This window comes from Streptomyces sp. NPDC025651 (assembly GCF_055558735.1).
Genome location: NZ_JBVHLZ010000005.1, coordinates 378879 through 399656, shown reverse-complemented (window position 1 = coordinate 399656; position 20778 = coordinate 378879). Strand labels below are relative to the sequence as shown.

The window sequence follows — 20778 nt, the reverse complement described above, 5'->3', positions numbered from 1 at the left end:
CTCGATGACACGCCGCCTTGACCCCTAGGATTCCCTCTATCACCTCACCGGTCTCTTTCGACAGGAACCCCATGAGCGACACTTCCCCCTACGGCTTCGAGCTTGTGCGGCGTGGGTACGACCGCGCTCAGGTGGACGAACGTATCTCCAAGCTCGTCTCCGACCGTGACAGCGCTCTTGCTCGTATCACTGCTCTGGAAAAGCGCATCGAGGAACTGCATCTCGAGACGCAGAACGCCCAGGCCCAGGTTGCCGACGCCGAGCCGTCGTACGCCGGTCTCGGTGCCCGCGTCGAGAAGATCCTCCGCCTCGCCGAGGAAGAGGCGAAGGACCTGCGCGAGGAGGCCCGTCGCGCGGCCGAGCAGCACCGCGAGCTTGCCGAGTCCGCCGCCCAGCAGGTGCGCAACGACGCCGAGTCCTTCGCCGCCGAGCGCAAGGCCAAGGCCGAGGACGAGGGCGTCCGGATCGTCGAGAAGGCCAAGGGCGAGGCGAACGCGCTGCGCGCGGAGGCGCAGAAGGACGCGCAGTCCAAGCGCGAGGAGGCGGACGCCCTCTTCGAGGAGACCCGCGCCAAGGCCGCCCAGGCCGCCGCGGACTTCGAGACGAACCTCGCCAAGCGCCGCGAGCAGTCCGAGCGCGACCTGGCCTCGCGTCAGGCCAAGGCCGAGAAGCGCCTCGCGGAGATCGAGCACCGTGCGGAGCAGCTGCGCCTGGAGGCGGAGAAGCTGCGCACGGACGCCGAGCGCCGCGCCCGCCAGACGGTGGAGACGGCACAGCGCCAGGCCGAGGACATCGTGGCCGACGCGAATGCCAAGGCGGACCGTATCCGCAGCGAATCCGAGCGGGAGCTGGCGGCGCTCACCAACCGCCGCGACAGCATCAACGCGCAGCTGACGAACGTGCGGGAGATGCTGGCGACGCTCACCGGTGCGGCCGTGGCCGCCGCGGGCACGCCGGCCGAGGACGAGCCCATTTCTCGTGGGGTTCCGGCGCAGCAGACCCGCTGAGGCCTGACGGGAGCTGCGGACCGGTCGCGGCTGGTCGCGCAGTTCCCCGCGCCCCTTCGGGGCGCGCCACCTGACGTAGGCCGAACAGGTCAGGGCCCCTTGCCGCTCCGGTGGCAGGGGGCTTTGTCCCGTTTTAGCGTGGCCGCATGATCGAGCTCGAGGGGCTGACCAAGCGGTACGGCGAGAAAGTCGCCGTCAACAATCTGACGTTCACCGTCCATCCCGGCATCGTCACCGGCTTCCTCGGCCCGAACGGCGCGGGGAAGTCGACGACCATGCGCATGATGCTCGGGCTCGACAACCCGTCCGCCGGGGCCGTCCGCATCGACGGCAAGCACTACTCCCAGTTGAAGGACCCGCTGAAGTACATCGGCGCCCTGCTCGACGCCAAGGCCATGCACGGCGGCCGCAGCGCCTTCAACCACCTGCTCTGCCTCGCCCAGAGCAACGGCATCCCGCGCAGCCGCGTCAGCGAGGTCCTCGACACCGTCGGTCTGACCGCCGTGGCCAGGAAGAAGGCCAAGGGCTTCTCGCTCGGCATGGGCCAGCGGCTCGGCATCGCGGGCGCCCTGCTCGGCGACCCCGAGATCCTGATGTTCGACGAGCCGGTCAACGGCCTCGACCCCGAGGGCATCCACTGGATCAGGAACCTCATGAAGTCCCTTGCCGCGCAAGGGCGTACGGTCTTCGTCTCCTCGCACCTGATGAGCGAGATGGCGCTCACCGCCGACCACCTCGTCGTCATCGGCCAGGGCCGGCTCCTCGCCGACACCTCCATGTCGGACTTCATCCGGCAGAACTCGCGGTCGTACGTCCGACTGCGCTCCCCGCAGCGCGAGCGGCTCCTCGACGTGCTGCACGAGGCCGGCATCACCGCCGTCGAGGCGGGCAACGGCACCCTCGAAGTGGACGGCGCGGCATCGGAGCAGCTCGGCGAGCTCGCCGCGAGCCATCAGCTCGTACTCCATGAACTGAGCCCCCAGCAGGCCTCGCTGGAAGAGGCGTTCATGCAGCTCACCGCGGAGTCCGTGGAGTACCACGCGCACGCGGACCACGAAGGCGCCCCGCCCCCGGACACCACCGGCTGGGGCGAGGGCTGGCAGCAGCGGAAGGAGGCCTGAGCGATGGCCGCGACGCAGGTACTGAAGTCGGAGTGGACCAAGATCCGCTCGGTCTCCTCGACCGTCTGGACGCTCGGCCTCGCCGTCGTCGTCACGATCGCCCTCGGGATGTTGATCAGCATCCTGTCCAAGAACGACTACGACAAGCTCGACGCCCAGGACAAGCTGACCTTCGACCCGACCTTCATCAGCTTCGCCGGGATGTCCCTCGGCCAGCTCGCGATGATCGTCTTCGGGGTGCTCGTCGTCTCGAACGAGTACAGCACCGGCATGATCCGCACCTCGCTCGCCGCGGTCCCCCAGCGCGGCACGTTCCTCTTCAGCAAGGTCCTGGTCGCCACGCTGCTCGCGTTCGTGGTGGGCCTCGCCACCAGCTTCATCACGTTCTTCGTGGGGCAGGCGATGCTCGGCGAGTACAAGGCGCAGATCGGCGACCCGGGCGTGCTGCGCGCCGTCATCGGCGGCGGGCTCTACATGACCCTCATCGCGATGTTCTCCATGGGCGTCGCCGCGATGCTGCGCAGCCCGATGCTGTCGCTGGGCATCCTGATGCCGTTCTTCTTCCTGATCTCCAGCATCCTCGGCAACGTCTCGGCGACGAAGAAGATCGGCCGCTTCCTGCCCGACCAGGCCGGCAGCAAGATCATGCAGGTCAAGACGCCGTTCGAGGACGACACCCCGTACGGGCCCTGGGGCGGGCTGGCGATCATGGTGGCGTGGGTCGTCGTGGCGCTCCTCGGTGGGTACGTACTGCTGAAGAAGAGGGACGCGTGACCACCGAGGCCTAGGGGGCACATGTGACGACGCAGGACCGCGGGCTCGCGGCACTCGGCCTGGACGGCGTGCCCGCCCTGCAGCCCCTCACCTACCCCGGCCCGCCCGTCACGGCCCCCTCCCTGCTGACGGGCACCGAGCTGCTCCCGCTCCTGGGGTGCGAGGGCGGGATCGGCGCGTGGTCGGTCGACGGCAGTGCGCACGGTCCCTCGCTGGACGAGGTGCTCGCGGGGCTCGGGCAGACCCCCCTCGCCGGTCGCCACCCCGTCCTCGCCGTCGGCTCCAACGCCTCCCCCGGGCAGATCGCCCACAAACTGGCCCGGCGCGGCGTCCCCGCCGCCGTGCCGATGGTCCCCGTACACGTACGCGGCATCGGCATCGGCTGCTCGGCGCACATCGGCCGGGCCGGGTACGTGGCGGCCGCGCCCTACGGCGACCCCGCGGCACGCACCTCGCTCGTCGTCTCCTGGCTGGACGCGGCGCAGCTGTCGGCGGTCGACGCCACGGAGCTCCCCAACTACCGGCGCCTTCCGCTGCCCGCCGGTGCGTACGAGGTGCTCCTGCCGTCCGGTGAACCGCTCGGCGGGGCGCAGCTCTACGTCAGCGCGCGCGGTGTCCTCGCCGATCCGGTCACCGGACTGCCGCGGCCCGGCGGCGGCGACCAGGCGGCGCTGCTCGGCGCCCTGCTCGACGCCTCGCCCCGGCTGCGCGAGCTGCTCGGGCCCGACCCGGCGACCTGGGTGCGGCAGGCCGCCGCCGACCCCGAGCTGCGCGCCAGGGGCACCCGGATCTTCGCCGACGAGGGCTGGGTGCTGCCGTGGACGGAGCTCCCGACCCCGTAAACGGTTTTACCCGCTCTTGGCTGGAACCGTCAGCTCCCCGTTATCCTCCTAACCCTTACGGGGGCGTGTGCCCCGACGTCCTGAACCATTCGATGGGTGCGGAGAATGATCGAGGCAGTCGGCCTGACGAAGCGCTACGGCGCCAAGACAGCCGTGTACAACCTTTCCTTCCAGGTGCGGCCCGGTACCGTCACCGGCTTCCTGGGCCCGAACGGCTCCGGCAAGTCGACGACGATGCGCATGATCCTCGGGCTCGACGCGCCCACCGCCGGGCAGGTGACGATCGGCGGCTACCCGTACCGCAAGCTCCCCAACGCCCCCCGCCAGGTCGGCGCACTGCTGGACGCCAAGGCCGTGCACGGCGGCCGGCACGCCCGCAACCACCTCCTGTGCCTCGCGCAGCTCTCCGGCATCCCGGCCCGCCGGGTCGACGAGGTGCTCGGCGTCGTGGGCCTGCAGGACGTGGCGAAGAAGCGCTCCAAGGGCTTCTCGCTCGGCATGGGCCAGCGCCTGGGCATCGCCGCCGCGCTCCTCGGCGACCCGCAGGTGCTGCTCTTCGACGAGCCGGTCAACGGCCTCGACCCCGAGGGCATCCTCTGGGTCCGCAACCTGATGAAGTCGCTCGCGGCCGAGGGGCGCACGGTCTTCGTGTCGTCCCACCTGATGAGCGAGATGGCGCTGACCGCCGAGCACCTGATCGTGATCGGCCGCGGCCAGCTGCTCTCGGACATGAGCGTCAAGGACTTCATCTCGGCGAACTCCGCGGACTTCGCGCGCGTACGCACCCCGGAGGGCGAGCCGCAGCAGCGCGAGAAGCTGACGGCCGCGCTGACCGAGGCGGGCGGCCAGGTGATGCCCGAGCAGGACGGCGCACTGCGCGTCCTCGGCCTGCCGCTCCCCCGCATCAGCGACCTCGCGCACGGCACGGACGTCCGCCTGTGGGAGCTCTCCCCGCACCAGGCCTCGCTGGAGGAGGCGTACATGCGGATGACGCAGGGCGCCGTCGACTACCGCTCCACGGTCGACCAGCGCGCGGGCCTGCAGCAGCAGCCGCAGCCCGGGGCGCTGCCGCAGGGCCAGCCCCCGATGCCGATGCCCGGCCAGGGCCAGCCCGGCTGGTACGCCCCGCCGCCGCCCCAGCAGGGCGGTCAGCCCTTCGCCATGCCGCAGCCGCAGGACGGGCAGAACCCGTACGCCGCGGCGCCGCAGCAGCCCCAGGCCGCGGCTCCCGCCCCCGACATGACCAAGCGCGCCACCGACAACGAGGATGCACGATGACCACGCCTCCGACTCCGCAGCAGCAGCCGCAGGCGCAGCAGCCCCAGCAGACGTACGCCCCGGCCGGCGCCCCCGCGCCACAGGGCGCCCCCATGGCGCACGCGGCCCCGACGGCCCCGCCGCCGGCCGCGCCCGCGCCGCCCTCCGCCTGGCAGCAGGCGATGGCCAACGCCTACACCTCGCCGATCCCGGTCAAGAAGACCCACCTCGGCAACGCCCTCGCCTCGGAGTGGACGAAGATCAAGTCGGTCCGCTCCACGATGTGGACCCTGGGCATCTTCCTGGCCCTGGTCATCGGCATCGGCCTGCTGGCGGTCGCGAACACGGGCCCGGAGGACTACCAGGGCTACCCGTTCACCCTCCCGGCCTTCTTCGGCCTGATGCTCGGCCAGATCTGCCTGATCACGCTGGGCGTCCTGGTGACCTCGTCCGAGTACGGCACCGGCATGATCCGTACGACCTTCACCGCCTCGCCGCAGCGCTACCGCGTGCTCGCCGCGAAGATGATCGTCTTCTTCGTGATCGCCTTCGTCGTCTCGGCGGGCTCGGTCCTCCTGGTCGGCCTCGCCTCGTCGGCCGCGAACAGCGGCCCCGGAGCGGGCGACGTCCCGTGGGGCCCGACGGTCCTCAAGGGCGGCCTGTACGTCTCGCTGCTCGGCGTCCTCGCGCTCTCCGTCGGCTCGATGCTGCGGCACTCCGCGGGCGCCATCACGGCGATGCTGGGCGTGGTCCTGCTGCCCGCGATCCTGCCGGTGTTCCTGCAGATCTGGGAGAGCACCCAGAAACTCGGCGAGAAGATGTCCGAGTACAACGCGATCAACTCGCTGGCCTACATCTTCCGGCTCGACGGAGAGGGCGGCGGCGGCAATTCCCAGCTCGTGCTGCTCGCCTGCGTCACCGCGGCCGCGGTCGTCGGCGCCTTCGCGCTCCTGGAGAAGCGCGACGTCTAGGCGCGACGTCCAGGCGTACTGACGGCCCTGCGAAGGCCTAGTACTTCGGCGCGTTACGGGACCGCTGCACCCGCGTGGTGCGGCGGTCCTTCGCGTTCCAGCACGCCTTGTGCCAGTGCCTGCGCTCGTCGACGCCGGAGTGCTCGGGCCAGGCCACCACGTGCGCGAGCCCGGACGGGATCTCCTGGTCGCAGCCCGGGCAGCGGTACCGCTTGCCCGCCGCGCTCGCGCCCGCGACGTGGCGCACGCTCCACTCCTCGCCCTGCCAGCTCTCGGTGCTCTGAAAGCCGCCGTAGCGGCCCGCCGGTTCCGCGTCCGCGGACGTCCTCGGCTCACCGGCGCCCTTGGGGCGGTTGCGACGGGGGGACACAGAACACCTCACGGGCTGTACGGCGGTCAGGGGTGTGACCAGCCTACGCGGCATGCCCCTGGGTACTCGTGGCGCACCGGCCACGGCAGGCCCCCTTCACCGCGCGGAAAATCCAACAATCTTCATGCCAGGCCGTGCCTTTGGCACGTGTCACGCGTTGTTGCCGGTAGGGGGAGTGCCTGCGTCGGCGCCAAGGAGGCAGGAGTTCGATGCGTGTAGGTAGTTTTGTTCTGGCCGCCCAGTTCCCCGGACAGGGGCAGGGGGAGGCACTGCACCGTGCGGTGCGGTCCGCCGAGGTGGCCGAGGAGGCGGGCCTCGACTCGGTCTGGCTCGCCGAGCACCACTTCGTGCCGTACGGCACGTGCCCGTCGGCGGTGACCCTCGCGGCACTGCTGCTCGGGCGGACGCGGCGGATCCGCGTCGGCACGGCCGTGACCGTGCTCCCGACCGTGCACCCCGTCGCGCTCGGCGAGCAGGCGGCCCTGCTGCATGTGACGTCGGGCGGGCGGTTCTCGCTCGGTGTCGGACGCGGCGGGCCGTGGGTCGACCTGGAGGTCTTCGGGGCCGGCCTGGAGGCGTACGAGAAAGGGTTCCCGGAATCACTCGACCTGCTGCTCAGGTGGCTGAGCGAGCCCCGGGTCGGGGCTTCGGGCGAGCGGTTCTCCTTCCGCGAGGTGGACGTCGTGCCGCGCCCGCAGGAGGCCCTGACCGGGCAGGGCGACGGCGGCCCCGAGGTGGTCGTCGCCTGCACGTCGCCGTCCAGCGTGCGGCTCGCGGCGCAGCGGTGTCTGCCGATGCTCCTGGGCATGCACGTGGGCGACGACGAGAAGGCCGAAATGGTGGCCTTGTGGAATCGGCGGGCGCGTGCTGCGGGGCATAGGCCCGAGGAAATCGCCGCGGTTTCCCATGTGTCCGCCGGCGTCGCCCAGATCGCCGACCGGCGTCTGGAGGCGGCGGAGACGTTACAGAAAGCGATGCCCGGCTGGCTGAAGCAGGGCCTGGACGCCCATGTGACGGTGGACGGGCGCCATCGCGCCATGCGGGACCCTCAGGCGTACACCGAACAGCTCTGCGGGCTGCACCCCGTGGGCACCCCGCAGGTGTGCGCGGACCGGATCGCCGCCACGTCGGAACGCACGGGCATCACGCGCTTCGCCCTGCTCGTCGAGGGCTCGGGCGACCTCGCCGCCACGGAGGAGAACGTACGAAGGCTGGGGGCCGAAGTGCTGCCCCAGCTCAGCTGAGAACCGTCGTCGACTGCTGTCGTCCTGCGGAGCTGCCGCTCCGGACTGAACCACCTCCCGCGTACGGAGCGGCAGCAACAAGCGTCAGCAGTCCCGCAGTTCGGGCGACTGGTTGAGCAGCTGGCCCCGAATCGAAGTGAAACGGGCGAGCCGGTCGTCCACCGCCGGGTCCATCGGGAAAACCGCCACACGGTGGCAGTTCTGGAACGCCAGACGCACTCCGAAGTGCCGCTGCAGGGCGCCGCGAATCGCGTCACTCGCGAGCGCGCGCAACAGCTGGCCACGTGCCTGCTCGTCCGGCGGCGGCGTCTGGTTGTCGGCGAACTCTCCGCCGTCGACCTTCAGCTGGGCCACCAGGGAGCTGATCATCTCCCATGCGTAAGGCAGGGAGGTCCGGACGCAGTCGACGAATGCTGCTTCGTCCACCTCGCCTCGCTCGGCCTGTTCCAACAGTGCCGGTGAGACGTCGAGCGACATGGGTTCTCCTCTCGCACCCCCGGGGAGCGGGGGCTTACGGACAGGGAGGGAGTCCGCATACGCAGCGTGCACGGATGACGACCTCCCGCTTCTACGGTAGGCAACGGGCGGTAACCGCACCAGGAGATTGGGCACATAACCGGCCAGGATCGAACAGGTTCATCGACGGACATGTCGTGCGGCGAGCGGCTCCGCGACAGCCGAATCGCGTGCACCGGTCCGAGTCGAGTAGCGTTGCGCCCCATGCGTCTCGTCATTGCCCGATGCTCCGTGGACTACGCGGGCCGGCTCACCGCCCACCTCCCGTCGGCCCCCCGCCTGATCCTTGTGAAGGCGGACGGCAGCGTCTCCATCCACGCGGACGACAGGGCCTACAAACCGCTCAACTGGATGTCCCCGCCCTGCACATTGAAGGAGGGTTCGGGGGACGACGCCGGCGTGTGGACCGTCGTGAACAAGGCGGGCGAGAAGCTCATCATCACGATGGAGGAGATCCTGCACGACTCCTCGCACGAACTGGGCGTGGATCCCGGCCTCATCAAGGACGGCGTGGAAGCACACCTTCAGGAGCTCCTCGCCGACCGGATCGAGACACTGGGAGAGGGGTATTCACTCATCCGTCGCGAGTACATGACGGCGATCGGACCGGTCGACATCCTCTGCCGCGACGCCGACGGGCAGACCGTCGCCGTCGAGATCAAGCGGCGCGGCGAGATCGACGGCGTCGAGCAACTCACCCGCTATCTCGAGCTGTTGAACCGCGACCCGCACCTGGCGCCCGTCAAGGGCATCTTCGCCGCCCAGGAGATCAAGCCGCAGGCGCGCGTCCTCGCCACGGACCGCGGCATCGGCTGCGCCGTCCTGGACTACGACGCGCTGCGCGGCATCGAGGACGACAAGCTGCGGCTGTTCTGACGCCTCGTACACCTCGTACACCTCGTACGTACCGACATGAGTGAGGGCCGGGTCCTGAGGGACCCGGCCCTGTCCCGTGCGTGACGTCAGGCCGGTGCGCCGCTGCCGCTCGCCGGGGACGATCCGGCCGGGGAGGAGCCGGCCGGGCCGCTCGCCGAGGTCGAGATGTCGGGCGAGGAGGGCGGGGCCTGGCTCGACGGTGTCGTCGGCGGGTCCGTGGGCGGCGTCGTCGGCGGGTCCGTCGGCGGCGTGGTCGGCGGGTCCGTGGGCTTGTCGGTCGGCTTGTCCGTCGGCTTGTCGGTGGGCTTGTCCGTCGGTTTGTCCGTGGGCTTGTCGGTCGGCTTGTCGGTGGGCTTGTCCGTCGGCTTCTCGGACGGCTTGCCGCTGTCGCTCGGCTTGTCGGAGGGCTCGCCGCTGTCGCTCGGCGTCGGGTCGTCCGAGGTGCCGACGACGCCGTCCTTGCCCGGGTCGTCGGGGCGGCTGGTGGAGTCCTTCTGCGGTTTGTCGGCGGTCAGCCCGTCGCCGTCGCGGTCCTCCTTCGCCGACTGCTCCGTCTTGACCTTGTCGCTCTCCGGCGGGTCGTTGTTGTCGGAGGTGGCGCCGAGCGTGACGACGGTGCCGAGGACGGCGGCGAGCAGGGCGCCCGCGCCCGCCGCGACGAGGTTGCGCCGGGTGCCGCTGATGATGGAGCGGCGGCTGGGCGCGGGGCCCGACCCCGCCCCTGCGGGCGTGACCCTGCTGGTGACCAGGGTGTCCGGCTCCGCGGGCGGCGGCTCGGGCAGCGCGAAGGCCGCGGGGACGCCGCCGGGGGGCGACGCCGACTCCTCGTAGCGCGCGTCGGGGACCTCTTCGCCCGCGGTGGAGCCCCCGCCGGGCAGCGCGCCGCCCGAGCGGTCGGCGACCAGGGCGAGGGCCCTGCGCCCGGAGATCATGCCGCGCTTGTCGGCGAGCGCGCCGCGCAGCCCTATGGAGGCCTCCAGCTCGGCGCGGGCCCGGTCGAGCTGCCCGCCGCAGAGCGCGAGGATCCCCAACTCGTGGTGGAAGTACGCCTCTTCGGCGACCTCTCCGGCGTTGCGCGAGGCCTCCTGGCCCGACCGCAGGGCCCTCTCCCACGCGCCCCAGTCGAGCCCGCCGGCGAAGGCGGGCGCGGCGGTGCGGGCGAGCAGCACGGCCGTGCCGCTCTCCGTGGTCACCAGGGCGCTCAGCGCGGCGTGCACGGCGTCCGCCTCGGCGGCGACCCGCTCCGGCGTGACGGAGGGGTGCCCGGCCCACCAGGCGTAGTGCTGGGCGGCGGCGCGGGCACGGTCGGGCGCGTCGTCGGCGTACCCGGCGGTCTCCAGCTGCGTACGCACTCCGGCGGCCAGGCGGTAGTGCGCGCCGACCGGGGTGACCAGGGCGCAGCTCACCAGCTCGGCGAGGGCGGCGTCCGCGTGGGTGTCGCCGACGAGGGCCGGCAGGTGGGCCTGGTGCGGCAGTTCACCGCCGAGCGCGACGGCGAACCGCAGGGTGTCGCGGGCGGACGGGCTGAGCCGCGAGGCGAGCAGGGCCGCGGGCGCGGCGCCGTCGGCGAGTGAGGGCAGCGGCACCTCGTGCCCGTCCGCGGCGTCGAAGGGCGCGTCGACCGGGGTGTCGCCGAAGTAGCCGTGCTCCTCGAAGGCGTGCGGGTCGGCGCGCAGTTGGTCGCGCTGGCGGAGCAGGGCGCCGGCCTGGACGAAGCGCAGCGGCAGGCCCTCGGACTCGAACCAGAGGTCGCCCGCCCAGTTGGCCTCCTCGTCGTCGAGGACGCGGCCGACGGCACGCTCCAGGAGTTCGAGGCCGCCTCCCCTGCCGAGCCCGCCGAGGAAGACCTCTTCGAGGTGGGAGTCGGCGGACGGCGCGGCGACGTCGGGCGTCGTGGAGATCAGGAAGGCGCACTCGGGAGTGGCGTCGAGCAGCTCGTCGAGGCCCGCGCCGCCGAACTCCAGGTCGTCCAGGACGACGACGGCGCCGATGTCGTGGACGAGTTCGAGCAGCAGGGCGCGCTCGGGGCGGTGCAGCGGCGCGTTGTAGACGGCCGCGACGAGGTCGTGGAGCAGCTCGGTGGGCGTCCTGCGGTACCCGGAGAGCCGGACGACGCCGTCGGGCGCGAGGTCCGCGCAGTCGTCGGCGACGGCGGCGAGGAGCGTCGTGCGCCCCGATCCCGCGGGCCCGGTGAGCCGCACGGAGCGGCCGCGCGCGAGCAGCCGCACGAGGCGCTCGCGCTCCTCCTGGCGTTCGAGGAGCGGAAGTCGGGGCAGCGCGGGCCCCGGCGGCACGGGCGGCATCGAGGCCCGGCGCAGTTCGGCGCGCTCGGCCGCGGTGCGCTTGGTGGGCCGCGACGGGCGCTCGCCGGGCGGGCAGGGTTCGATCTCGCTGCCGTCGACGGGGTTGACGGTGAGCAGGAAGTCGCCCGAGACGAGCTGGACGGTGCGCGCGAGCGCGGGTGCGGGCTGCCCGAAGTCGGGAGTGATGGGATCGCGCGGCGGCCGCCCGGAGCGCGCCGAGTCGTCGTCGTTGATGCCGTCGTGGCCGTACTCTTCCGGTCCCCGGTTCATCGGGTCCATGGTCCTAGCCCCCCAGATGCGTGGTGTGCAGAGCCCCCTCCGGCCTTCGTGCACACTGCGCTGTCGCTTCTGGTCCGGTGCCCCCGTGCGGGTTCGTATATCGGTGGGCGACCGAACCCTAGACCTTTGCTCAGTATCTACGAGAGGGCGGGGTACCGCCCCGCCCGAGACGTCACAGGTTCGTGAGGATTGTGCGCGAGGTGCGGTTCACACTCTGGGGAGCGATTCGACTCCGATGCCGCCTTCGATGGCGAGGATGCGGTGCAGCCTGGTGGCGACGAGCAGGCGCTGCATCTGCGGCGGCACATGGCGCAGGACGAGTCTGCGTCCGCACCGCCCGGCGCGACGGTGCGCGCCCATGATGACGCCGAGTCCCGTGGCGTCCCACGAGTCGAGTTCGGACAGGTCGAGCACCAGGTCGCCGGCGCCGTCGTCGACGGCCGAGTGCAGGACCGTACGGGCGTCCGCCGCGCTGCGTACGTCGAGGCGTCCCCCGACGACCAGCTGGGCCTGGTCGCCCCTGATGTGCATATGCGCTCCCCGAGATACGAGAGGTATCCATGTGATCTGGGTATGTCACTGCAACTGACTGGCTCAAGGGACCAGAAGTTGCCGTCTGTAAGCGAACCGATACCGAATTCACCCCGAGGAGTGATCCCCGGCCTGAGGCGGCGTCAGTCGTGCTTGTAGAACCCCTGCCCGCTCTTGCGCCCGATGTCACCGGCGTCAACCATCCGGCGCATCAGCTCCGGCGGCGCGAACTTCTCGTCCTGGGTCTCGGTGTAGATGTTCTCGGTGGCGTGCAGCAGGATGTCGACGCCGGTGAGGTCGGCGGTCGCGAGCGGCCCCATGGCGTGCCCGAAGCCGAGCTTGCAGGCGATGTCGATGTCCTCGGCGGTGGCGACGCCCGACTCGTGGAGCTTGGCGGCCTCGACGACGAGCGCGGAGATCAGACGGGTCGTCACGAAGCCGGCGACGTCGCGGTTGACGACGATGCAGGTCTTGCCGACGGACTCGGCGAACTCCCGCGTGCGGGCGAGGGTTTCGTCGCTGGTCTTGTAGCCGCGGACCAGCTCGCAGAGCTGCATCATCGGGACGGGCGAGAAGAAGTGGGCGCCGACGACGCGCTCCGGACGCTCCGTCACGGCCGCGATCTTGGTGATCGGGATGGCGGAGGTGTTGGAGGCGAGCACGGTGTCGTCGCGCACGATCTTGTCGAGCGTGCGGAAGATCTCATGCTTGACCTCGAGCTTCTCGAAGACGGCCTCGACGACGATGTCGGCGTCGGCGGTCGCGTCCAGGTCGGTGGTCGTCGTGATGCGGCCGAGGGCGGCCTCCGCGTCCGCGGCGTCGAGCTTGCCCTTGCTCACGAACTTGTCGTACGACTTCTTGATCCCGTCGGTGCCACGGGTCAGGGCCTCATCGGTGACGTCGCGCAGGACGACGTCCCAGCCCGCCTGGGCGGAGACCTGAGCGATGCCGGACCCCATGAGTCCGGCTCCGATGACGGCGAGCTTCCGTGCCACTGTTCCGACTCCCCTACCGCTTGTCACGCTTGGTTTGCACGCTGTTGACGTATGCCTCTTCGGCGCACGTTAGCGGTCGTGAGGGCCGCTGTGGCGATGAAGAGATGCGCGTCACGTCTCGGATGACGGACATCACACCGGTACACGTCATTCGGCGGTGCGCACCGCGTAGTTGAGGACTTTCTCGCCGAGCAGCTCCTCCATCTCGTCGATGAGGGCGAGCGCCTCGCGGGAGACCTCGGCGGGCTCGCGGCACTTGACCATCTCGGCGCCGATCCAGGCGTGGACGGTGGCGTGCAGCCAGTTGAGCTGGCCGGCGACCAGGGCGGGCAGATGCTCGCCGTCGCCGGGGGCGGCCTCCTCGCGCATGGTCGCCTCCAGGTCCTGGAGGCTCTCCTGCTGGAAGGCCCAGAGGCGGGAGCGCAGGGCGGAGGAGTCGGTGATGACCTTCATGAATTCGGCGTATCCGGCGAAGAGGCCGACGGTGGGCGAGACGCCCTCGACCAGGGCGCGCAGTTCGCGCAGCACGGCGTCGGCCGCCGACTCCCCCACGCGGCGCCCCCGCACCCACCGCGAGAGCCGGTCGACGATCTCAGCGCCGCGGTCGAGGAAGAGGTCCTCCTTCGCCGGAAAGTAGTTGTAGACCGTGTTGACGGAGACGTCCGCGGCGTCCGCGATCTCCGCGATGGTCACCGTGACGAAGCCGTGCTCCAGGAAGAGCCCCGTCGCGATGTCCGAGATCCGCTGCTTGGTCTGGCGCTTCTTCCGTTCCCTGAGCCCTTCAGTCATGCCCTCCATCGTAGGTGTCGTTGGCCACCCCCAAATTTTGCACCACTTGAAAACTTGGGGCGATTGCAAAATTTCATGGACTCTGTTTTTGTGGTCGCCATGGCAATCATCAGCACCGCCGGGCTCGCCCGGACCTTCCAGACCAAGAACGGCCCCGTGGAAGCCGTGCGCGGCATCGACCTGCGCGTCGAGCCCGGCGAGATCCTCGGCTTCCTCGGGCCGAACGGCGCGGGCAAGACCACCACGCTGCGCATGCTGACCACACTGCTCCCGCCGACCGGCGGCGCGGCCACCGTCGCGGGCTGCGACCTGGGCCGGGACCCCGAAGGCGTACGGAGCAAGATCGGTTACGTCGCCCAGTCCGGCGGTGTCGACCTGAACATCTCCGTACGCGAGGAGCTGATCACCCAAGGGCGGCTCTACCGCCTGACGAAGCAGCAAGCGGCCGCACGCGCCGAGGAGTTGGCGCGCGACCTGAACCTCACCGACCTCATGGAGCGGCCCTGCGCGGCGCTCTCCGGCGGCCAGCGCAGGCGGCTCGACATCGCCATGGGGCTCACGCACCGGCCCGAGGTGCTCTTCCTCGACGAGCCGACCACCGGGCTCGACCCGGGCAGCAGGGCCGACCTGTGGCGGCTGGTGCGGCGGCTGCGGGACGAGTACGGCACGACGGTCTTCCTCACCACGCACTACCTCGACGAGGCCGACGAGCTCTCCGACCGCCTGGTCGTCGTCGACCGCGGCGTCGTGGTCGCCGAGGGCACACCGAGCGCGCTCAAGCTCCGGTACGGCGGCTCGATCGACGCCTCGCTGCAGGACACCTTCCTCGCCATCACCGGGCGCGACGTCGCGCCCAAGGACACGGCTCCCGTCGCCGTCTGAGACCCCAGGACACCTCGATGCCCGCACTGCTCTCCGACACCGCGCTGATCTTCGGGCGGTACGCCCGGCAGACCCTGCGCTCCAAGTTCCAGATCCTCTTCGGCGTCCTGACGCCCCTGCTGTACCTGCTCTTCTTCGGGCCGCTGCTCACCGACCTGCCGCTCGGCTCGCGGGGGGACTCCTGGCAGGTGCTCGTGCCGGGGCTGCTGCTCCAACTCGGCCTGTTCGGCGCCACGTTCAGCGGCTTCGCGCTCATCATCGAGAAGCAGTTCGGCGTGGTGGAGCGGATGCGGGTGACGCCCGTGAGCCGCCTCGCGCTGCTGCTCGGCCGGATCCTGCGCGACGCCGCGCTCTTCGTCTTCCAGGCGGTGCTGCTCGTGCTCGCCGCGCTGGTGATGGGGCTCAGGGCGCCGCTGGCCGGCGTCCTGATCGGCTTCGCGTTCGTGGCGCTCCTGACCGCGGGGCTCGCCGCCCTCTCGTACGCACTGGCCATGAAGGTCGCCAAGGCCCACGAGTTCGGCCCCGCGGTGAACGCCATCAGCATGCCCTCGATGCTCCTCTCGGGCCTGATGCTGCCGATGGCGCTCGCGCCCACCTGGCTGGACGTGCTCTCCCACTTCATGCCGTTCCGCTACCTCGTGGACGCGGTGCGGGCCGGGTACGTGGGCGACTACGCCTCGACGACCATGCTGTACGGCGTCCTGATGGCCCTCGCCTTCGTGCTCCTCGCCGTGACGGTCGGCACACGTGTCTTCAAGAAGGCCGGGGCGTAACTACGCTGGCCGCATGGTCAATCTGACGCGCATCTACACCAGGACCGGCGACCGGGGCACGACGGCCCTCGGCGACATGAGCCGCACCGCCAAGACCGATCTGCGGATCGCGGCGTACGCCGACGCCAACGAGGCCAACGCGGCCATCGGGACCGCGATCGCGCTCGGCGGCCTGGCCGAGGAGGTCGTGAAGGTCCTGGTCCGGGTCCAGAACGACCTCTTCGACGTGGGCGCCGACCTCTCCACGCCGGTCGTGGCGGACCCCGAGTACCCGCCGCTGCGCGTCGAGCAGTCGTACGTCGACAAGCTGGAGGCCGACTGCGACCGCTTCCTGGAGGAGCTGGAGAAGCTGCGCAGCTTCATCCTGCCGGGCGGCACGCCGGGCGCGGCCCTGCTGCACCAGGCGTGCACCGTGGTGCGGCGGGCCGAGCGCTCGACGTGGGCGGCGTTCGAGGAGCACGGGGAGAGCATGAATCCCCTCACGGCCACCTACCTCAACCGCCTCTCCGACCTCCTGTTCATCCTGGCCCGCGTGGCCAACAAGGAGGTCGGGGACGTGCTGTGGGTGCCGGGCGGGGAGCGCTGACGCTCAGGCCTTGGTCAGGGGCCGGTCCTGCGCCGGCTCTTCTCCTGCCGGCGCCTTCCTCGGGAAGAGCGTGTAACTGAGCGCCACCAGACCGTGGATGCCCGCCGCGCGCCAGGCCTGGTACATCCAGGCCTGCAGGGACGACGTACGGCTCGGGTCGTCGACGTACCACATGGCGATCAGCAGCAGTCCGCTCGCGACGGCCGCCGCCACCGCGGTGCCGAGCCAGACCCTGCCCTCGTGCACGGCCCTGGCCCGCCCGTAGCGCGGCGGGCGCGGCACCGGTGTGCCCTGGAAGCGGTGCGCCGCGTGGCCGTCGAGCCACTTCACGGTGCGGTGTCCATGGCCCACGGTGTAGCCGATGTACAGCGCGGCCAGGCCGTGCTTCCAGCTCGGGTCGGCGCCGTTCTTCAGGTCGACGGCCGTCACCACCAGGAGCACCACTTCGAGGAGCGGCTCGCACAGCAGGAGCGCGATGCCCAGGCGCGGCATCCGCAGCAGATAGCGGGCGGCGAGCCCGGCGGCGAGCAGCACCCAGAAGCCCACCTCGCAGATGATGATCAGCGTGACGATCACGGCTCGGTCCTCCAGGTCGCTTCCTCGGTCACCCCTCAAGGCTCCCGCCGCCCCGGCCGCGGATCGTCGTCGTCAGTGACGAAGTGGGACTGCATCCTTCGATGTAGCGGGCGGTTCCTCCCCCAGGACCAGGCCTCGCCCCGGGTGGACCGTGTTGGATGGGGGCATGGCCCTGTCCCTCGCCCGCCCGCACCGCGTCGACGTCTCCATCGCCGCGGTCAGCCTGCTCTGCGGGCTCTTCCTGTGGGCGCTGGGTCTGCACGCGCAGCCGGGCCGCCTGCTCAGCGGCGACTGGGCGCTCATCCCGCTGGCCGTGCTCGCCTGTCTGGAGCTGGTGCGCAGGTCGGCGCCGCAGTTCGCGCTCACCGTCGGCACGCTCGCGCTGGTCGCCGACCAGTTCACCGAGGGCAACCTCGCGTCGATCATGATGTTCACCGACATCGTGTACGCCGCCGTCGTGTACGGCACCCCGGCCGCCGCCCGGCGGATCCCGCTGACCACCGGCACGGTGACGGTGGCGATCACCATCGGCTTCCTCGCGTGGTTCCAGCAGCCGGAGGCCATCCTCATCGGCCTCCTCGCCGGCGTGATCTCCTTCGGGCCCGCCACCACGGGCGTTTTGGTGCGCAACCACCGCGAGGCCGCGGAGGCCGCGAAGCTGCGGGCCGAACAGACCGCGCTGCTCGCCGAGATGGACCGCGTCCAGGCCGTCACCGCCGAGCGCGCCAGGATGGCCCGCGAGCTGCACGACATGGTCGCCAACCACCTCTCGGCGATCGCCATCCACTCCACGGCGGCGCTCTCCCTGGACGACCCGAAGACCAGCAAGGACGCGCTCGCCGTCATCCGTGAGAACAGCGTCGAGGGCCTGGCCGAGATGCGCCGCCTCATCGGCATCCTGCGCTCCGACAGCGGCGACCTGGAGCCGGCCGCCGCGCCCACCCTCGACGGCCTCGGCACGCTGGTCTCCGGCGCCCGCACCAACGGCCTGGACGTCGCCCTGGACGACGCACGCGACCCGCAGGGCCCCGAGCTGCCCGCGCCGGTCGAGCTCGCCGCGTACCGCATCGTCCAGGAGTCCCTGACCAACGCACTCAAGCACGCGTCGCCCGGCCGCGTCACCGTGACCCTGGCCCAGGAGCCCCGCGCCCTGACGATCCGTGTGAGAAGTCCGTACGGAGATCCATCGGGGCCCCGCGCCCCCGGCTCGGGCGCCGGCCTCGTCGGCATGCGCGAGCGCACCGAACTGCTCGGCGGCACCTTCGAGTCCGGCCCCGAGTCAAGCCCCGACGGCAAGGTCTGGCACGTCTTCGCGACCCTGCCCGTCGACCCCGCAGACGAAGGAGCCAAGGAATGATCCGGGTGCTAGTCGCCGAGGACCAGTCAGCCGTGCGCGCGGGACTCGTCCTGATCCTGCGCAGCGCGTCCGACATCGAGGTCGTCGGCGAGGCGTCGGACGGCGAGGAGGCCGTCGCGCTCGCCCGCGAGCTCCGCCCCGACCTGGTCCTGATGGACATTCAGATGCCGCGCCTGGACGGGGTGTCGGCAACGCGCCAGGTCGTCTCCGAGGGGCTTGCGGACGTCCTGGTCCTGACCACCTTCGACCTCGACGAGTACGTCTTCGGGGCGCTGCGCGCGGGGGCGTCCGGTTTCCTCCTGAAGAACACCGAGGCGAAGGACCTCATCGAGGGGGTCCGCACGGTCGCGCGTGGCGAGGGCCTGATCGCACCGGCCGTCACCCGCCGTCTGATCGCCGAGTTCGCCGCCCCCGCCAAGGCCGTACGCAGCGAGAACGCGCCGGACCCCGCCGTGCTCGACAGCCTCACGCGCCGCGAGCGCGAGGTCCTGTCCTGCATCGGGCAGGGCCTGTCGAACGCGGAGATCGCGGCCCGCCTCACCATGGCGGAGGCGACGGTGAAGACGCATGTGAGCCGGATGCTCGGCAAGCTGGAGCTGCGCAGCCGGGTCCAAGCCGCCGTGCTCGCCCAGGAGTTGGGCATCTGACCCCGCGATCGGGGCGCGCGAGGGACACAATTCAGCCATTGGTTCAGACCTCTTGACCGCTGGTCCAGACCTTTCTATTCTCACCGCACTGCGGTGAGCACTCCCCCACGTGTCCACGTGCTCACGGGCGGCGCAGGGTCCCAACCCCTCAGACCCCCGGAACTCACCCGAGGAGCACCTCGTGCGCTTCACACGTAGCAAGGCACGCTCAGGAATCGGATTCAGACACAAAGCAGTGGCCGGACTCAGCACCCTGCTGCTCCCGCTCGCCACCCTGGTCGCGCTCGGCGGCTCCGCCGAGGCGGCCCCCGACGCCGCTCCCGAGGCCACGGCCACGTACGCCAAGACCCAGGACTGGGGCAGCGGCTTCGAGGGCAAGTGGACCATCAAGAACACCGGTACCTCCACGATCAGTTCGTGGACCGTCGAGTGGGACTTCCCCACCGGCACCAGGGTGGCCTCGGCCTGGGACGCCACCGTCACCAACTCCGGCAACCGCTGGACCGCCAAGAACCTCGGCTGGAACGGGACGCTCGCCCCCGGCGCCTCGGTCTCCTTCGGGTTCAACGGCACGGGCTCCGGCGCCCCCTCCAAGTGCACGCTGAACGGCGGCAGTTGTGACGGCGGCAGCGTGCCCGGCGACAATCCGCCGAGCGCCCCCGGCACCCCCGTGGCCTCCGACATCACCGACACCTCGGTGAAGCTCGACTGGAAGTCCGCGACCGACGACAAGGGCGTCAAGAACTACGACGTCCTCCGTGACGGCGCCAAGGTCGCGACGGTGACGGGCAATTCGTACTCCGACACCGGCCTGACCAAGGGCACCGACTACTCCTACACCGTCCAGGCCCGCGACACCGCCGACCAGACGGGCCCCGCCAGCGGCGCCGTCAAGGTCCGCACCACGGGCGGCGGCGACCCGGGCCCCGGCCCCGGTGACAAGGTCAAGCTCGGCTACTTCACCGAGTGGGGCGTCTACCAGCGCAACTACCACGCGAAGAACATCGCGACCTCCGGCTCGGCCGACAAGATCACGCACATCAACTACAGCTTCGGCAACGTCCAGGGCGGCAAGTGCACCATGGGCGACTCGTACGCGGCGATCGACAAGGCCTACACCGCCGACCAGTCCGTCGACGGCGTCGCCGACACCTGGGACCAGCCCCTGCGCGGCAACTTCAACCAGCTGCGCAAGCTCAAGGCCAAGTACCCGAACATCAAGATCCTCTGGTCCTTCGGCGGCTGGACCTGGTCCGGCGGCTTCACCGACGCCATGAAGAACCCGGCGGCCTTCGCCAAGTCCTGCCACGACCTGGTCGAGGACCCGCGCTGGGCCGACGTCTTCGACGGCATCGACCTGGACTGGGAGTACCCCAACGCCTGCGGCCTGTCCTGCGACACCTCGGGCCCGGCCGTCTTCAAGAACATGATGCAGGCGTTCCGCAACGAGTTCGGCGCCAAGAACCTCGTCACGGCCGCCATCACCGCCGACGCCTCCAACGGCGGCAAGATCGACGCCGCGGACTACGGCGGCGCCGCGCAGTACGCCGACTGGTACAACGTGATGACGTACGACTTCTTCGGCGCCTGGGCGGCCAAGGGCCCGACGGCCCCGCACTCCCCGCTCACGTCCTACCCGGGCATCCCGCAGGACGGCTTCAACTCCGCCGCGGCGATCGCCAAGTTGAAGGCCAAGGGCGTGCCCTCGGCCAAGCTCCTGCTCGGCATCGGCTTCTACGGCCGCGGCTGGACCGGAGTCACCCAGAAGGAGCCGGGCGGCACCGCCACGGGCCCCGCCCCCGGCACGTACGAGCAAGGCATCGAGGACTACAAGGTCCTCAAGAACTCCTGCCCCTCGAACGGCACGGTCGCCGGCACGGCCTACGCCCACTGCGGCAGCAACTGGTGGTCGTACGACACCCCGGCCACCGTCCGCGCCAAGATGACCTGGGCCAAGGATCAGGGTCTCGGGGGCGCGTTCTTCTGGGAGTTCAGCGGTGACACGGCCAACGGGGAGTTGGTGAGCGCGATCAACGACGGGCTCAAGTAGTCCGTAGCGCCCCCCTATGACGAAGCCGGGGA

General features: G+C 70.8%; 21 protein-coding genes. 14 read left to right on the top strand and 7 right to left on the bottom strand.

Going from position 1 to position 20778, the window contains the following annotated elements; all coding sequences use genetic code 11:
* Nucleotides 1–71: 71 nt before the first annotated feature.
* From ACZ4D5_RS21155 to ACZ4D5_RS21130, 6 genes are all read left to right on the top strand, one after another.
* Nucleotides 72–1007, top strand: coding sequence for a coiled-coil domain-containing protein (locus ACZ4D5_RS21155; RefSeq protein WP_362328860.1), 936 nt, complete (start codon nt 72–74; stop codon nt 1005–1007).
* Nucleotides 1008–1153: 146 nt separating this feature from the next.
* Complete coding sequence (locus ACZ4D5_RS21150; protein WP_467773897.1) at nt 1154–2128, top strand: ABC transporter ATP-binding protein; 975 nt, start codon at nt 1154–1156, stop codon at nt 2126–2128.
* 3 nt (nt 2129–2131) lie between these two features.
* The gene (locus tag ACZ4D5_RS21145; RefSeq protein WP_467773896.1) at nt 2132–2902 is read left to right on the top strand and encodes an ABC transporter permease; all 771 of its coding nucleotides are present in this window, start codon (nt 2132–2134) and stop codon (nt 2900–2902) included.
* A 23-nt stretch (nt 2903–2925) separates the two neighbouring features.
* Complete coding sequence (locus ACZ4D5_RS21140; protein ID WP_467773895.1) at nt 2926–3744, top strand: hypothetical protein; 819 nt, start codon at nt 2926–2928, stop codon at nt 3742–3744.
* A 105-nt stretch (nt 3745–3849) separates the two neighbouring features.
* Nucleotides 3850–5022, top strand: coding sequence for an ABC transporter ATP-binding protein (locus tag ACZ4D5_RS21135; protein WP_467773894.1), 1173 nt, complete (start codon nt 3850–3852; stop codon nt 5020–5022).
* 92 nt (nt 5023–5114) lie between these two features.
* Nucleotides 5115–5972, top strand: a complete 858-nt coding sequence (locus ACZ4D5_RS21130; RefSeq protein WP_467774044.1) for an ABC transporter permease — start codon at nt 5115–5117, stop codon at nt 5970–5972.
* A gap of 37 nt (nt 5973–6009) precedes the next feature.
* Here the strand turns inward: ACZ4D5_RS21130 and ACZ4D5_RS21125 are convergent, their stop codons facing one another.
* Nucleotides 6010–6342 carry an ATP/GTP-binding protein gene (locus ACZ4D5_RS21125; protein WP_467773893.1) on the bottom strand — a complete coding sequence of 111 codons (333 nt, stop codon included), beginning with the start codon at nt 6340–6342 and terminating at the stop codon, nt 6010–6012.
* Between the two features lie 209 nt (nt 6343–6551).
* Between ACZ4D5_RS21125 and ACZ4D5_RS21120 the strand changes: the two genes are divergently transcribed.
* Nucleotides 6552–7586: an LLM class flavin-dependent oxidoreductase gene (locus ACZ4D5_RS21120; RefSeq protein WP_467773892.1), complete on the top strand. Its 1035-nt coding sequence runs from the start codon at nt 6552–6554 to the stop codon at nt 7584–7586.
* An 84-nt stretch (nt 7587–7670) separates the two neighbouring features.
* On the opposite strand, the gene ACZ4D5_RS21115 is transcribed toward ACZ4D5_RS21120, so the two are convergent.
* Nucleotides 7671–8063 (bottom strand): SCO5389 family protein, encoded by a 393-nt coding sequence (locus ACZ4D5_RS21115; protein WP_362328846.1) that lies wholly within the window; start codon nt 8061–8063, stop codon nt 7671–7673.
* A gap of 243 nt (nt 8064–8306) precedes the next feature.
* Here ACZ4D5_RS21115 and nucS point away from each other — a divergent pair, with 243 nt between their 5' ends.
* Nucleotides 8307–8978, top strand: a complete 672-nt coding sequence (gene nucS, locus ACZ4D5_RS21110) for an endonuclease NucS (RefSeq protein WP_055696824.1) — start codon at nt 8307–8309, stop codon at nt 8976–8978.
* Nucleotides 8979–9064: 86 nt separating this feature from the next.
* On the opposite strand, the gene ACZ4D5_RS21105 is transcribed toward nucS, so the two are convergent.
* The 4 genes from ACZ4D5_RS21105 to ACZ4D5_RS21090 all read right to left on the bottom strand — a co-directional run bounded on the left by ACZ4D5_RS21105 (nt 9065) and on the right by ACZ4D5_RS21090 (nt 13875).
* The gene (locus ACZ4D5_RS21105) at nt 9065–11560 is read right to left on the bottom strand and encodes an ATP-binding protein (protein ID WP_467773891.1); all 2496 of its coding nucleotides are present in this window, start codon (nt 11558–11560) and stop codon (nt 9065–9067) included.
* A 207-nt stretch (nt 11561–11767) separates the two neighbouring features.
* Complete coding sequence (locus ACZ4D5_RS21100) at nt 11768–12091, bottom strand: STAS domain-containing protein (protein WP_055696792.1); 324 nt, start codon at nt 12089–12091, stop codon at nt 11768–11770.
* A 143-nt stretch (nt 12092–12234) separates the two neighbouring features.
* Entirely contained in the window at nt 12235–13086 is an 852-nt protein-coding gene (locus tag ACZ4D5_RS21095) for a 3-hydroxyacyl-CoA dehydrogenase family protein (protein WP_467773890.1), read from the bottom strand.
* 147 nt (nt 13087–13233) lie between these two features.
* Entirely contained in the window at nt 13234–13875 is a 642-nt protein-coding gene (locus ACZ4D5_RS21090) for a TetR/AcrR family transcriptional regulator (RefSeq protein ID WP_467773889.1), read from the bottom strand.
* Nucleotides 13876–13974: 99 nt separating this feature from the next.
* On the opposite strand from ACZ4D5_RS21090, the gene ACZ4D5_RS21085 reads away from it, so the two are divergent.
* Genes ACZ4D5_RS21085 through ACZ4D5_RS21075 form a run of 3 tightly spaced genes read left to right on the top strand, consistent with a single transcriptional unit; the run spans nt 13975 to nt 16116 of the window.
* A complete protein-coding gene (locus ACZ4D5_RS21085; protein WP_467773888.1) occupies nt 13975–14757 on the top strand; it encodes an ABC transporter ATP-binding protein in 783 nt (260 codons plus the stop codon).
* Between the two features lie 17 nt (nt 14758–14774).
* Entirely contained in the window at nt 14775–15530 is a 756-nt protein-coding gene (locus tag ACZ4D5_RS21080) for an ABC transporter permease (RefSeq protein WP_467773887.1), read from the top strand.
* Nucleotides 15531–15543: 13 nt separating this feature from the next.
* Nucleotides 15544–16116 (top strand): cob(I)yrinic acid a,c-diamide adenosyltransferase, encoded by a 573-nt coding sequence (locus ACZ4D5_RS21075; RefSeq protein ID WP_467773886.1) that lies wholly within the window; start codon nt 15544–15546, stop codon nt 16114–16116.
* A 3-nt stretch (nt 16117–16119) separates the two neighbouring features.
* On the opposite strand, the gene ACZ4D5_RS21070 is transcribed toward ACZ4D5_RS21075, so the two are convergent.
* The gene (locus ACZ4D5_RS21070) at nt 16120–16692 is read right to left on the bottom strand and encodes a hypothetical protein (protein WP_467773885.1); all 573 of its coding nucleotides are present in this window, start codon (nt 16690–16692) and stop codon (nt 16120–16122) included.
* A gap of 166 nt (nt 16693–16858) precedes the next feature.
* Here ACZ4D5_RS21070 and ACZ4D5_RS21065 point away from each other — a divergent pair, with 166 nt between their 5' ends.
* From ACZ4D5_RS21065 to ACZ4D5_RS21055, 3 genes are all read left to right on the top strand, one after another.
* A complete protein-coding gene (locus ACZ4D5_RS21065; RefSeq protein ID WP_467773884.1) occupies nt 16859–18049 on the top strand; it encodes a sensor histidine kinase in 1191 nt (396 codons plus the stop codon).
* Nucleotides 18046–18696 carry a response regulator gene (locus ACZ4D5_RS21060; protein ID WP_467773883.1) on the top strand — a complete coding sequence of 217 codons (651 nt, stop codon included), beginning with the start codon at nt 18046–18048 and terminating at the stop codon, nt 18694–18696. Before ACZ4D5_RS21065 ends, ACZ4D5_RS21060 begins: the two co-directional genes overlap by 4 nt.
* 214 nt (nt 18697–18910) lie before the next feature.
* Nucleotides 18911–20746: a glycosyl hydrolase family 18 protein gene (locus tag ACZ4D5_RS21055; protein ID WP_467774043.1), complete on the top strand. Its 1836-nt coding sequence runs from the start codon at nt 18911–18913 to the stop codon at nt 20744–20746.
* Nucleotides 20747–20778: the final 32 nt, after the last annotated feature.